Source organism: Micromonospora antibiotica, from assembly GCF_017599305.1.
GTDB classification, from domain to species: Bacteria; Actinomycetota; Actinomycetes; order Mycobacteriales; family Micromonosporaceae; genus Micromonospora; species Micromonospora antibiotica.
This window is the reverse complement of the sequence record NZ_JAGFWR010000023.1, coordinates 1-14083: the sequence shown is the minus strand read 5'-3', so window position 1 is coordinate 14083 and position 14083 is coordinate 1. Positions and strand designations below refer to the sequence as shown.

At 71.8% G+C, this 14083-nt stretch carries 10 protein-coding genes; 2 read left to right on the top strand and 8 right to left on the bottom strand.

Annotation, left to right across the window (positions count from 1 at the left end):
• Positions 1–2: 2 nt before the first annotated feature.
• The 6 genes from JQN83_RS26370 to JQN83_RS26345 all read right to left on the bottom strand — a co-directional run bounded on the left by JQN83_RS26370 (position 3) and on the right by JQN83_RS26345 (position 9538).
• Entirely contained in the window at positions 3–3113 is a 3111-nt protein-coding gene (locus JQN83_RS26370) for a non-ribosomal peptide synthetase (protein WP_208569857.1), read from the bottom strand.
• Positions 3110–3961, bottom strand: coding sequence for a hypothetical protein (locus JQN83_RS26365; RefSeq protein ID WP_208569856.1), 852 nt, complete (start codon positions 3959–3961; stop codon positions 3110–3112). The genes JQN83_RS26370 and JQN83_RS26365 overlap by 4 nt, the downstream gene beginning before the upstream one ends.
• A gap of 185 nt (positions 3962–4146) precedes the next feature.
• Entirely contained in the window at positions 4147–4923 is a 777-nt protein-coding gene (locus tag JQN83_RS26360) for a thioesterase II family protein (protein ID WP_208569855.1), read from the bottom strand.
• On the bottom strand, positions 4920–5705 hold the full coding sequence (locus JQN83_RS26355) for an AfsR/SARP family transcriptional regulator (protein WP_208569854.1): 786 nt from the start codon (positions 5703–5705) through the stop codon (positions 4920–4922). Before JQN83_RS26355 ends, JQN83_RS26360 begins: the two co-directional genes overlap by 4 nt.
• 424 nt (positions 5706–6129) lie before the next feature.
• On the bottom strand, positions 6130–6336 hold the full coding sequence (locus JQN83_RS26350; protein ID WP_208569853.1) for a hypothetical protein: 207 nt from the start codon (positions 6334–6336) through the stop codon (positions 6130–6132).
• 208 nt (positions 6337–6544) lie between these two features.
• Positions 6545–9538 carry an AfsR/SARP family transcriptional regulator gene (locus JQN83_RS26345; RefSeq protein WP_208569852.1) on the bottom strand — a complete coding sequence of 998 codons (2994 nt, stop codon included), beginning with the start codon at positions 9536–9538 and terminating at the stop codon, positions 6545–6547.
• 563 nt (positions 9539–10101) lie between these two features.
• Between JQN83_RS26345 and JQN83_RS26340 the strand changes: the two genes are divergently transcribed.
• Both JQN83_RS26340 and JQN83_RS26335 read left to right on the top strand, forming a co-directional pair.
• Entirely contained in the window at positions 10102–11133 is a 1032-nt protein-coding gene (locus tag JQN83_RS26340) for a ketoacyl-ACP synthase III family protein (RefSeq protein WP_244253278.1), read from the top strand.
• 20 nt (positions 11134–11153) lie between these two features.
• Entirely contained in the window at positions 11154–11405 is a 252-nt protein-coding gene (locus JQN83_RS26335) for a phosphopantetheine-binding protein (RefSeq protein WP_208569850.1), read from the top strand.
• A gap of 86 nt (positions 11406–11491) precedes the next feature.
• Here JQN83_RS26335 and JQN83_RS26330 read toward each other — a convergent pair whose 3' ends face one another.
• Complete coding sequence (locus JQN83_RS26330; protein ID WP_208569849.1) at positions 11492–13006, bottom strand: FAD-dependent monooxygenase; 1515 nt, start codon at positions 13004–13006, stop codon at positions 11492–11494.
• 11 nt (positions 13007–13017) lie between these two features.
• Positions 13018–14083: KR domain-containing protein (locus JQN83_RS26325; protein ID WP_208569848.1), on the bottom strand; the 1066-nt coding region annotated here is incomplete at its 5' end.

The window sequence follows — 14083 nt, the reverse complement described above, 5'->3', positions numbered from 1 at the left end:
CCTTAGTTGAGTGAGATCCGGTCGAGGCGCTGCCGCTGGGCCGCCCGTACGCCCTCGGCGAGTGCGGTCGGCGTGGGGTTGGCGAAGATGTCGGCCAGCGCGAGCCGGACCCGCAGCCGGGCCTCGACCTGCTGGACGAGCCGGGCGGCGAGCAACGAGTGCCCCCCGGCGGTGAAGAAGTTGGACGCGGCGTGCACGTCGGCGTGGCCGAGCAGGTCCTGCCACAGGGTGATCAGCTCGTCGACCACCGGGTCGCCGCTGGCCGCCGCCGGGCGTACGGCCTCGCGTGCCCGGCGTTGCCGCTCCTCGGCGAGCCGACCCAGCGCGGGATAGTCGACCTTGTCGTTGCCGGTGGTCGGGAAGCCCGCCACGACGATGAACTCCTGCGGCACCGCGGCGTGCGGCAGCACCCCGATGGCGTGCCGCCAGAGGTCGTCGTGGACGGCGTCGTCCGGGTCGGGGCCGACGACGAACGCGACGAGTGTGCCGTCCGCGCCACCGTGCACCAGCACCGCCGCCGCGTCGACCGCGGGATGCTCACCGAGCACCGACTCGACCTCGCCCAGCTCGATCCGGTTGCCCCGCAGTTTCACCTGGCGGTCCATCCGGCCGAGCACCTCGATGGTGCCGTCCGGCCGCCAGCGGGCCAGGTCCCCGGTGCGGTAGAACCGCCCGTACCGCTCGTGCCCGCCGAACCGTTCGGCGGTCAGTTCCGGGCGGCGGTGGTAGCCGATCGCCACACCCGCGCCGGCGATGCAGAGTTCCCCGTGCAGGCCCACCGGCAGCTCGCGACCCTCCGGGTCGACGACGAGGACCTGCGTGTTCGCGATCGGCGTACCGACGTGGACGGGCCCGCTGAACGGGGAGTCGAGCAGCGCCGCGGTGGACCAGATGGTCGTCTCCGTGGGGCCGTAGACGTTGTGCAGTTCCCGGCCGGCCCCGGCGAGTTGCCGGGCCAGCCCGGCGGGCAGCGCCTCGCCGCCGCTGAGCAGCTGGACGTCGCGTAGGACGTCCCCCGCCTGTTCGGCCACCAGCCGCCAGGTCGTCGGTGTCGCCTGCACGATGTCGACCGGATGCTGCCGCAGCACGTCCAGCAGCACCGACCCGTCGGTGCGGGCGGCGTCCGGGGCGACCACGGTCGAGCCGCCGGCCGCCAGGGGCAGGAAGAGTTCCAGGGCCGAGATGTCGAAGCTGAACGTGGTCAGCCAGAGGGTCGCGGTGCGCGCGTCGGCGTGGAGCAGCTCGACGAAGTGCTCGATCAGGTTGGCCAGCGCCCGGTGGGTGATCCAGGTGCCCTTCGGGCGTCCGGTCGACCCGGAGGTGTAGATGAGGTAGGCCGGGTCCGCACCGGCGGCGAACCCGTCGGTGGCCGGGTCGACCGGGGTCGGCTCGGCGGTGGTGACCTCCACCGGGTGCAGCACCACCCGGCCGGGCACCTCCGGCACCGGGGTGCCCGGATCGGCGATCACCACCCCCGCGCCCGAGTCGTCGAGCTGGTGGACGATCCGTTGGTACGGGTGGGCCGGGTCGATCGGCAGGTAGGCGGCCCCGGCCAGCCAGGTGCCCAGGACCGCGCCGACCAGTTCCGGACCCCGCCGGCCCAGCAGGGCGACCACCCCGCCCGGGCCCACCCCGGCCGCGCGTAGGGCCGTCCGGGTGTGCTCCGCCGCCGCCCAGATCTGGGCGTACGACACCTCGCGGTCGCCGTCGCGGACCGCCACCGCCGTCGGTGCCGCCGCGACCCGGGCGGCGATGGCCGTCAGCACCGAGGGGCTTCGTACCGGACGGGTGGTCGCGTTCGCCGCGCCGATGGTGGCGAGGTCCGCCGGGGCGTGCAGGGGTAGCGCGTCGACCGGCTCCCCGCTGCGCTGGCCGAGCGTCACCAGCAGCGCGTCGAAGCGCGCCAGCATGGCGGTCACGTCCGCCCGCCCGAGGACCTCGGTGTAGAAGACCGCCCGTACGTCCAGCGCGCCGGTCGTCGAGATGACGAAGAACTCCAGGTCGAACTTGCTGAAGCCGTTCTCCACGATGCGTCGTTCGGCCCGCAGCCCACCGAGGTCGTAGCTGGCCTGCCCCTCGTCCGGGACGTAGTTGAACAGGTGCTTGAAGACCGGGTTGCGCCAGGAACCGGTGGCCGGTCGGAACTGCGCCATCAGCGCCTCGACGGGCACCTCGCGGTGGATGATCGAGGCGAGGAACACCCCACGGGCCTCCCCGACCAGGCTGGCGAAGGTGACGCCCGGCGGGATGCGCAGCCGCAGCGGCAGCGTGTTGATGTGGTAGCCGACGGCCCGGCTGCTCTCGGCGGTCCGTAGCGAGGCGGGTGCGCCCACGACGACGTCCCGGCCGGCGCCGTGCCGGGACAGCAGCAGGCTGTACGCCGCGTAGAGGATGACCGCCTCCGGTGCCCGCAGCTGCCGGGCGAGGGTACGCACCGCGTCGTACGCCGCCGCCGACAGGCGGGCGCTGACCCGGTCGCCGGTGAGGGTCGGTTGGGCCACGTCCGGGGCCTCGCACCACAGGGCGAGACCGGACGGGTCGAACCCGGCCAGCTGGTCCCGCCAGTAGGTGAGGCTGCGTTGGCTCGGTGCCGTCTCCACGCAGACCGGGGCCGACTGCGCCAGTTCGGCGGGCGGCTCGGCGTCCTCCGAGATCGCGGTGTAGTGGGCGACCAGTTCCTCGGTCAGCACCACCGAGGAGAGGGCGTCGAAGTTGAGGTGGTGCACGGCGAGGCAGAGCACGTCCCCCTCGGGGGTGCGGAACCGTCCGGCGCGCAGCAGCGGGCTGCCGTCCATCGCGAACGGGCGACCCACGTAGTCGGTGAGCAGTTCCTCCAGGTCGGCCCGGGTGACCTCGTACTGGTCCAGCGTGATGGTGATCTCGGTCGGGCCGAGGACGTGCCGCAACAGCCCCGCCGGGGTGTCGCGGAAGACCGTACGCAGCGTGGCGTGCCGTTCCAGCAGCCGGGCGAGGGTCTCCTCCAGCTCCCAGTCCCCGAGTTCACCCTCGACGTCGAGGGCCACCGCCAGGTTGTTGACGCCGGAGCCCGGGACGAGTTGGTCGAGCATCCACAGCGCCTCCTCTTTGCGGGTGGCGGCGGCCGGCCCGGTCACGACCGTGCCCCCCCGTGGACCCGCACCCGGCTGAGCAGCTCGCGGGTGGCTGCGGCGACCGCCGGGTCGGCGAGCATCCCGGCGTGCTCGACCGGGAAGGTGATCTCGTTGCCGGCGAGGTTCGTCGGGGCCTGCGGGTTGATCGTCCGGTACCCGTTGAGGCCGCTGGTGGGGCTCGCCGAGGTGAGCACCGTCGCCCGCGACCACGCCGGCAGCGGGTCGAACTGGCCGGCGGCGCAGAGGTAGCTGATGAAGGAGCGGAAGAGGGTGACCACCTCGGCGCCGCTCGTGGCGTCCAGGCCGAGCCGGGGGAAGGCCACCGCGCCGACCTGTCCGAAGATCTCGCTGAGCCGGTCCGCCAGCGGCTCCAGGCCGGCGAGGTCGCGTTGGGCCTGCCGGCCCGCCTCCCGCGCCTCGTCCAGCTCGGTCGGCGTCAGCGAGGAGGTGGCCACCTCGATGATCTTGGCGAACTGCCAGTACATGGTCAGCGGCGTGACGGTCTCGGGGTCGAACAGGATCAGCTGGGGCTCCGCCTGCCACTGACCCACCTGCGCGGCCAGGGCCGGAGCCAGTGCGCCCCCGGCGCAGAATCCCATGACCGCCGTCACCGTACGGCCGCTGTCGCGGACCTCGTCGGCCCAGCGCTTCACGTATCCCTCGCCGCTGGGCCCGGCCAACGCGTCCATGCCGAGCGGAACGGTCTCCCACACGCTCGAATCCGGCCCCAGGTGCGGTGCCAGGTCGGCGAACCGCGCCTCCGGGCGGCCGGTGGCGTCGAAGTCGATGGCCAACGCGACCTCGTCGGTGCTGCCTGTCGTCAATGCTCGCCAGGTGGTCGATTCATTCATCGTGTTTCGGTCCCCTCGCTCCACTGTCCGTCTGGGGAACGCTATGGCCGGTCACTGAAACCGTTCTAAAGCCGGACCACGCGTCGATCGATGCCGATCTTCGCCACTGCGGACGGCAATGGGGGACGCCATCCGACCGACCCCGCTGCCTGTGCGCACCGGGGCCGGTCCGTGTCGATGGGGGCTCAGCCCAGCCGCAGATCCACCCGGATCGCCCGGGCCACCGGGGCCCAGTGCCGCAGCAGGAAGAAATGGTCGCCGGCGAACGGTTGCAGTCGGAATCCGCCGTCGGTGTGGCCCGCCCAGGCCCGCGCGTCGGCGAGCTCGACCCGGGGGTCGGAACTGCCGTGCAGCGCCGTCACCGGGCACCGCAGCCGGGGCACCCCGGCCCGGGGCGCGTACGTCTCGATCGCCCGGTAGTCGGCCCGGATGGCCGGCAACACCATCGCCGTCAGTTCCTCGTCGGCGAAGACGTCGTCATCGGTGCCGCTGAGTTCCGCGACGTCGGCGAGCAACCCCCGGTCGTCGCGCAGGTGGACCGTCTCGTGCCGGGACACCCCGGGCGCCCGGCGACCGGAGGCGAACAGCCACAGCGGGGCGACCCCGAGCTGTTCCAGGCGCAACGCCACCTCGAAGCCGAGGATCGCGCCCATGCTGTGCCCGAACAGCGCCACCGGTCCGGGCACGGCCGCCCGGATCACCTCGGTCAGCAGGTCGGCCAGGGCGTCGATGGTGCCGACCGGCGGCTCATTGCGGCGGTCCTGCCGGCCGGGGTACTGCACGCACGTGACGTCCGCCTCGGCGGCGAGCAGTTCGACGAGCGGCCGGAAGAACGTCGCCGCGCCGCCGGCGTGCGGCAGGCAGATCAGGGTGGGTCCGCCGCTGCTGCGGGTGCCGAACCGGCGTAGCCAGAGGTCGGGCTCGTCGGTGCGGTACGGCGCGTTCGCCGTGGTCGTGGTCACGACGCCGCCGCCAGCGGGCTGACCAGAATCGACGATCCGAGGTCGCGGTCCTGGAGGATGTCCTGGTGCAGATCGCGCAGGGCCTGGCAGGGCTCGATGCCGATCTCCATGTCGAGCCGCTGGCGGGCGGTGTGGAAGACGGCCAACGCCTCGGCCCGGCGGTCCGAACGGTGCAGGGCGAGCATCAGGTACTGGTAGAGCTTCTCGCGTAGGGGCTGCTCGGTGATGAGGGCGGAGAGCTGGCCGACGATCTCACGGTGGCCGCCGAGGGTCAGCTCGATCTCCATCAGCTGCTCCAGGCACTCGATGCGCAGCTCGTTGAGCAGGGTGGCGTACGCGTACACGACCGGGCTGTCGATCAGTCCGCTGAACGCGGGTCCGCCCCAGAGCAGGAGGGCCCTGCGCAGGGTCTGGGCAGCCGGGAAGAACTGGCCGGCCCGGCGTAGCTGCTGGCCGAGGTGGGCCAGCCGGCGGAACTCGTCGGCGTCCAGGTCGCCCTCGGCGGTCAGGATGGTGTACCCCCGGGGCCGGGTCATGATGGCGGCGTCGTGGCCGCTGGCGCGTAGCACCTTGCGGAGCTGGGAGATGTAGACGTAGAGCGCGTCGTTGGCCCGGCTGGGCGTGTCCTCGCCCCAGATCTCGCTGAGCAACTGGTCGGAGGTGACCATCTGGTTCGTCTTCGCCAGCAGCACCGCCAGCAGGGTCTCGGTCTTGCGGGTACGTGGTGTGACGACACCGCCGACGCCATGGACCCGTATCTCGCCAAGGATCTCGTACTTCACGGATGTTCCCCCCCGTCGAGTGGGCCCGCCGGCGCGGTGTCGGCGGTGCGTGGCATCGGGTGGAGTGCCGGCGCTGTCGTGGCGAGTCAGTCCGCCGTCTGGTCAACCCAAGTCACTACGCCACTGTGGCGCAGGGCGATACCGAATCAGTCCCGATCCGTTCCCGCCGGCCGCATCGCCGCAGTTCGCGGTGGGGAGGGCGGGCCGCCGGGAGCGGGGAACGACGGCGGCGGGACGCCGGGCGGGTGTCGTCGGCCGGTGGCGGAGGCGGCACCCGGGTGCGGCGACGGCGGTCCACGCCGGCACACCATGTTTACCCGATAGACCGAAGTCGCCACAACCGTTGGTTTTGAATGCGTTTTGCGTCATGCGCCCATAAGTGCCGCACTGTCGTCGTCCTCGCCATCTGGGATCGCAATGGTATTCATGGGTAGCGATGTGGGATCGTTCCGGTAGCGACGGTTGTGACAGTGGCATTGTCAAAACGACCGACGAGCATCGGGGGAACGTCATGTTCAAGATCCGCATCCTGGTTCGGGCCGCTGTCGTATTGTGCCTGGCTGTTGGGGCCTCCGCGGTTACCGGGCTCGGCGCAGATCGCGGTCAGGTAGCTGCCGGTCAGGAGGGCCACACCGTTGTCACGGTGGTCGCCGACGGGCCGTTGCTCGACAATGGTGGACCACGCTGACGCGCCCGCCGGCCGAATAACGTCATCGATCCGTAGCGGATTCTATGACGCCCCACCATGGCAACGCATTGATCGATGTCGTCGGGCGGTGCTGTTTCGGGGTGCGGATGCCGTGCCCCGTGACGGTGGCCGCCCGGCACCGGGCCGGCGGTCAGTGCGCGACGGCCGACCGGGACTGCTCCAGCCGCCCGAGGTGCTGCTCCAGATCGTCGCCGGTGACGCCCATGGCACGGTAGAGGCTCAGCGCGGCCTGCCAGTCCGTCATCGCCTGATCCAGGTCCCCGAGACCCGCGTGGGCGCGTCCCATACCGTCCAACGCGCGCGCCTGTTCGAGACGCAGACCGATCCGGTCTGCGTTCTCGTGGGCCGTCCGGTGCCGGGTCAGGGCACCGGTGAAGTCGCTGCGTTCCGTGCAGACCCGACCGAGGACGTTCTCCACCTCCGCGCGCAGCGCCGGGTTCTCCAGGCCACCCAGCAGGCTCAGCGCGCTCAGTCCGTGCCGCTCGGCCTCGGCGAGCCGACCCAGCCGCATCAGGACCTCGGCGTACCGCGTCTCGAGCATGGCCCGGGCCCGGCGGCTGTTCGTGGTCTGCACCGGAACGGCCGCCAGGGTCAGCGTGGCCAGCGCGGCGGTCCCCTCGCCCAGGCTGCTCTGCGCCGAGGCGAGCCGGGTCAGGGCCGAGGCGAGGTCGGCCGGCTGGTCGCGGCCGTCGAGCAGGCGTACCGCCTCACGGGCGCTCGTCACCGCCTCGGCGTGCATGCCGAGGACGTTCTGTAGCTGGCTGATGTTGCTCAGCGCATTGCCCTGCTCGGCCAGGCCGCCCATCGTACGGTGGATGGCCAGCGCCCGTTGCTGGTAGCTGAGCGCCTCCTCGAACCGGCCCATGCTGGCGCAGACGATGCCGATCCGGCCCAAGCAGGTGCCCTCCCCGACGGTGTCGTTGGTGTCCTGGGCGATGGCCAGCGCGTCGGCGTAACACTCCAGCGCCTCGGTGAACTCACCGAGATACCAGTGCGCGATCGCCACGTTGATCAGATTCAGTCCCTCGTGGACCGGCTCGTCGATGCGGCGGGCGGCGGCCGCGGCGTTGCGGAAGGTGGCGACGTGCTCGTGCATCTCGCCCCGGACGTAGAGGAAGAAGGCCATCGTGCGGGGCAGGTGGCACAGGTGGAAGTCGTGCCCCCGGTCGGTCGCCAGGTCGATCGCGGCGAGCAGGTTGCGTCGTTCGGCCTCGAACCACTCCAGCGCCTCCGCCTGGTCGTCCAGCGGCGGAACGTCCTGCGGCGGATGCCGTACCCGGGCTTCGGTCACGAACCGACCGGGCTGGACCCGGTTCGCCGCGGTCTCCGCCGTGACGACGTAGTAGTCGAGCAACCGGTGCAGGGCGGTGGCGTTCTCGTCGTCGTCCTGGGCGAGGACGGTGCGGACGAAGTTGCGGACCAGGTCGTGCATCTCGTACCGGTCGAGCTGCCGCTGGATGAGCAACTGCGAGTCGAGCAGGTCCTCCAGGATCTGCTCGGCCCGCTCCTGCGCGACGCCCGCGAGCGCCGCGGCGGTGTAGGCGTCGCAGCTCTCCCCGGGGAACATCCCGATCAGGCGGAACATCTGCTGATGGTCGGGACCGACCCCGTGGTAGGACAGGCCGATGCTGGCCGCGACGCTGCGGTCGTCGAGGACCAACTCCCGCATGAGCCGTCCCTCGCGGCGCAGCCGGCCGATCAGATAGCCGAGCGTCCACTTCGGGCGGTTGTGCAGCCGGGCCACGGCGATGCGCAGGGCCAGCGGCAGTCGTCCGCACGCCTCGACCAGGGCCTGCACCTCGGCCTCGGTCGCCCGGTGCCGGTCACCGAGCAGCCGGTGGACGATCGCGCTGGCCTCGTCGTCGAGCGGGGGGTCGAGGGTGATCGAGTGGGTCCCGTCCAGCCCGTTGAGCCGTGACCGGGTGGTGATCAGTACCAGACTGGTGGCCGAACTGGGCAGCAACGGGAGGACCTGCTGGGCGCTGCTGGCGTTGTCCAGCAGGATCAGCAGCGACCGGTCGGCGGTCTTGGCCCGCCACAGCGCCGACCTGCCGACCTGGTCGGTGGGGAGCTGCTCGCCCGGGGTGCCCACCGCCCGCAGCAGGATGCCCAGCGCCTCGACCGGGTCGACCGGCTCCCGGCCGTAGGTGAAGCCGTGCAGGTCCAGGAAGAGCTGACCGTCGGGGAAGCCCTTGCCCAGGCGGTGTGCGGCGTGGATCGCCAGGGTGGTCTTGCCGACACCGCCCATTCCGTTGATGGACACGAGGGTCAGCGCCGTGGCGTCCGGTCGGGCGTAACCGACGAGCGACTCCAGGGTGTCGACGTGCCCGGTGAAGTCGACCAGGTCCCGGGGGATCGTCATCGGACGGTTCGACGACGTCACGACCCGGGCCGTGGGTGCCGACGCCCGGGTGGCGGCGCGCGGGTCGAGGACCGGGTCGTTGCGCAGGATCTGCTCGTGCCGCCGGTTCAGCTCCGGCCCGGGGTCGATGCCCAACTGGTCGGCGAGCGACTGCCGGGCGTCGGCATAGACCTGGAGGGCCTCGGCCTGCCGGCCGGCCTGGTAGAGCGCGGTCATCAGCAGGACCAGCAGCCGCTCCCGCATCGGGTGCTCGGCCGCCAGCGCCCGGAGCTGGCCGACCAGGTCACCCTCCTCGCCGATCTCCAGTTGCAGGGTGATCAGACGTTCGACAGTCATCAGGCGTCGTTCGTCGGCGCGGGCCGCAGCGGTGCGTACGGTGAGGCCGTTCATGCCGCTCAGCGCGTCGCCGCGCCAGAGGGACAGGCCGGTGGACAGGGCGTCGATGGCCTCGTCGGGACGGCCGCCGTCCTCGGCGGCCCGGGCCCGGACGAGTTGTCTCTCGAAGATCTTCAGGTCGACCGCCGTGTCGTGGACGTCCATCCGGTAGCCCGGCCCGTCCGTGACGATCAGCCCGGGGGGCAGCCGCCGACGCAGGTCCGCCACGATCTTCCGGATCTGGTGCGCCGCCGTCGAGGGTGGTTGCGTCTCCCAGACGACCTGCACGAGTTGTTGCAGGGTGACGACGCATCCGGTGGCCAGCAGCAGGGCCGCGAGCACCAGTTCCTGCCGGGTGCCGCCGAGGGGTACGCGGACGCTGTCCACCCACACTTCCAGGGGACCGAGGAGTTTGAAGACAATTGGTTGATCGGCGGTGATCAACGACTCTCGATCATCCCCGGATGGCAACGTGTCCCTCCCCAAGAGATGTGACGAATCGCAATTAATCATGTTTCGGCGAGAGTGTCAACCTGCTTTATTTCATGTTGTCGATATGGTCGTTAAGACCGTTCCGAGAATTTTGCCGAAGGTGTTTGTGCGGGAGGGCCCGGGCCAGCGGTGTCGGGTGCCGGGAACGACGTGCACGGGAGCGTTTCGAATAGAGGTCTCTTGTCGGCGATGCGACTCGCCCGCGCTGTGACTCTCCCTCATGAAAAGCCGCCCCGCAAGTACCGACACCTGCTCGTTCGCCACGAGCGGGCGGGCCCGGACCGACGGTCGGGGCGGTGCTGGCGGCTGCGCCGACCGGATCCGTGCCACCGGGTGGGGGCGCCGGACGGGCGGGTGCGCCACCACCGGCCCGTACCAAGATCCTCTTTAGGTCGCCGTTAGGCGGGCCGGGGACCGTTGGGGATGTTGGCCGCACCATTTCCCGAAAGCGGGTGGCAATGAAAGTCCAGAACGTCTTTGTCGCTGGTGTCGGCACGTATCTGCCGGACCGCATCACCACCGAAGAAGCCGTGAAACGCGGTTGGTACGACGAGGCGAACCGCACCCACAGCGATCTTCATTCGATCGCGGTCGCAGCGGACATGCCCGCCCCCGACATGGCGTTCCAGGCCGCCTCGGAGGCGATGAAGCGGTCCGCCCACCGCCCCGAGGACGTGGCGGCGCTGATGCACTGCCCGGTCCACTACCAGGGGCCCGACACCTGGTCCGCCCCGCACTACATCCTGCACGAGACGCTCGGCGGGCGGGGGGTGCCGGCGCTGGAGATCCACCACGGCTGCAACGGGATGCTGTCGGCGCTGCGGCTGGCGGCGGCGCAACTGATGGCCGACCCGGAGTCGACCGCCGTCCTGCTCACCGCCGCCGACAACTTCTCCACCCCGGTCGTCGACCGCTGGCGGATCAGCTCGCACTACGTGCTGGCCGACGGCGCGAGCGCCGCCCTGCTGTCCACCCGGGGCGGCTTCGCCGAACTCCTCGCGGTCGGTTCGGCGTCCAACCCGGCGGCCGAGGTCCTGCACCGGGGCGGCGAACCACTGTTCCCGCCGAGCATCACCACCGGGCAGCGGGTCGACCTCGAGGCGCGCTCCCGCTACTGGGCCGAGCAGTGGGCCAACGGCGTCACCCCACCGGTGTTCCACCTCGGCGACCTGGTCACCGAGACCGTCGACCGGGTGCTCGACGAGGCCGGGGTGACGATGGCCGGCATCGCCCGGGTCGCCCACAGCGGGGTGGCCCTCGACCAACTCCAGAACGGGATCTTCGACCCGCTGGGGATCACCGCCGAGCAGACCGTGTGGGACTTCAGCCGCACGGTCGGGCACTGCGGCGCCAGCGACCAGATTCTCGCCCTGGACCACCTGGTGACCACCGGTGCCGTCGGCCCGGGCGACCACGTCCTGCTGCTCGCGGTCGGCGTCGGCATCGAGGTCGGCTGCGCGGTAGTCAAGATCATCGAAGAGCACCGTTGAGTCGACCGGAAGGACCCACCGTGCAGCAGGAAACCACGGCAACCACACGTGAGGAGATCCGGCAGGCGATCGCCGTCGTGATCGGCCTCGACGCCGCAGCCATCGGCGACGACGCCAACCTGGTCCAGCTCGGCCTCACCTCCCTGCAACTGATGCGGCTGGTCAACGGCTGGCGTCGCGCCGGGATGCGCGTGCGCTTCGGCGACCTCGCCGCCGCACCCACCGTGACCGCCTGGTCGCAGCAGCTCGCCGACGCCGTCACCGCACCCTGACCCGCCCGCCCCGAACCGGTCCGACCCGACCGCCCTGACGGCCAGCGCCCCCGACCACCGGTCGGGGGCGCTGGCCGTGCCACCGGTCACCCGGCCGGCTCACCGAACCACGACTTGAGCGCGCCGGACAACCCCTCGGCATCCGCGACCGGATCCCCGGCCCAGGCGACGTGACCGTCCGGGCGCACCAGGACGGCGTCCACCGGGATCTCCCCGGTCGGGTCCGCGCGAACCGCGTCCACCCGGTCACCCAGCGCCGCCAGGGTGCGTCCGGCCGGCTCGGGCGTCCGGCCGGCCAGGTCCAGGTAGACCCCGCGCCCGCCATGGTGCAGGTCGGCCACGCCGCCCGACGTCGTCGCCCCCGTCGCCGGGGCGGCCAGGGGCCGTACGCCGGTCAGCGGCACATGCGGCAGCCGGCGACCCGCCGGCACCGGACCGGTCGGCTCCACCCCGACGTCGTAGCGGACGTCGAGCCCGGTGGACAGCTCCAACAGGTAGGTGTTGACCTGCGGCAGGCGCAGGAGATCGGCGAAGAGGCCACGCAGCGGGGTCACCCGGTCGATCGGATGGATCAGCGCGAGCTGCGCATCGGTGGCCGCTGCCGCCCGGACCGCCTGCGGATGGCGCTCCTCGTGGTAGGTGTCCAGCAGGTCGGGGCGGCCCCACCCGGACAGCTCCGCGGCGAGCTTCCAGCCCAGGTTCACGGCGTCCTGCAGACACAGGTTGAGGCGCAGGCCGGCCAACGGGTAGAAGGTGTGCGCCGAGTCGCCGGCCAGGAAGACCCGGCCGCTGCGCATCCGGTCCACGGTCCGGGTCTGGCCGCCGTAGCGACGGACCCAGCGCACCGGCGCGTCCGGGAACTCCGCCCCGGTGAGCCGGGCGATCGCCGCACGCAGCTCGGCGGTCGTCGGCGCGGTGTCGGCGGGAGGCGCGACGTCGAACTCCGCCGTGATCACCCGCAGCAGCCCCGGCCCGACCGGCACCGCCGAGTAGACGCCCCCGCCGGGGCAGAACTTCGACCCCCGGTGCTCCGGGGGCAGGTCCGCGACCGCTACCTCCACGTCGGCCACCAGGCCGCAGTTCGCCGGGCCGGCCCCCGGGAAGTCGATGCCGGCCGCCGCGCGCACCGTGCTGTCCTCGCCGTCGGCCGCCACCAGGAAGCTGCCGTGCAGGTGGTACTCGCCGGTGGGGGTGGCGACCCGGACCCGTACGCCGTCGTCGTCCTGGTGGAAGGCCGTCACCCGGTGGCCGTGGCGCACGTCGGCCCCCCGGGCCACGGCGGCGTCGCCGAGCCGCCGTGCGATGAACTGGTGCCCGAGCAGCATGGCCGGCTGATGCCGGCCGTCGAGTGGCGACATGTCCAACCACATCAGCGAGAAGTGGGTGCCCTGCACGGGGGAGACGTGCCCGCGCAGGCCGGCGAGCAGACCCCGCTGGTCGAGCAGCTCGGCGGTGGTGGTGTTGATCGCCTGTCCGGGCGACTCGTCGGTCAGGCCGGGGCTGCGCTCCAGCACGACGACGTCGATCCCCCACAGGGTCAGCTCGTGCGCGAGCATGAGCCCGGTCAGGCTGCCCCCGGCGATGATCACTGGTGCGGTCATGTGCGACTCCTTCAGCCGATGCCGAGTTCGTTGTCGATCAGGTCGAAGATCTCGTCGTCGGTCGCCGTCGAGATCGCGGTCACCTCGTCACCGGTCTCCGCCACCACGGCGGACCGCTGCTCCTCCACCCGGTCCTGGAAGCCGGTCAGCCGGGCGGCCAGCCGGCCCATCGCCGCGGCGTTGGGTGCCGCCACCGTCAGGTCGGCGGTCAGCCGGTCCAACTCGGCGAACAACACCGCGAACGGGTCCTGCTCCCGGGGCGTCAACCGTTCACCCAGGTGCCTCGCCAGCTGTGCCGGGCTCGGGTGGTCGAAGATCAGACTGGCCGAGAGCCGCAGCTGGGTCGCCGTGGCGAGCCGGTTACGCAGCTCCACCGCCGTGAGCGAGTCGATGCCGAGGTCCTTGAACTGCCGCTCCGGGGGGATGCCCGCCGTCCCGGCATGGCCCAGGGTGATCGCCGCGTTCTCGCAGACCAGGGTCAGCAGCAGGGCGTGCCGGTCGTTGTCGGTGAGCCCGGCGAGTCGTTCTGGCAGCGGCCTGAGCGTCGCCGGACCGTCCCGCTCCGACGAGGCTGCGTCGACCGGCCCGGTCAACGCCCGGAAGAGCGGCGCGAGCAGCCCGTCACGCGCACGGGCGGCGAGGGTGGGCAGGTGCAGCCCCATCGCGACGGTCACCGGTTGCCCCAGGTCGACGGCCGCGTCGAGGGCGGTCAGGCCGTCCGCGACGTCCATCGGCCGTACGCCGATCCGGCCGAGCCGCTGGAGATCCTGCTGCTGCAGGCCGGCGCCCATCCCCGACTCGGTGTGCCACAGCCCCCACGCGATCGTGGTGCCGGCGAGCCCCAGGGTGTGACGGTGGTGCGTCAGGGCGTCCTGGAACGTGTTGGCCGCGGCGTAGTTGGCCTGACCGGCGTTGCCGAGGGTGCCGGTGGCGCTGCCGAAGACGACGAGATTCACGTCGGGGTGGTGTTGGAGTGTGGTGTGGAGGGTGTGGGTGGTGTCGATTTTGGCGGTGAGGGTGGTGTGGAGGGTGTGGGGGGTTTGGGTGGTGAGGGGGGTGTCGTGGAGGGTGCCGGCG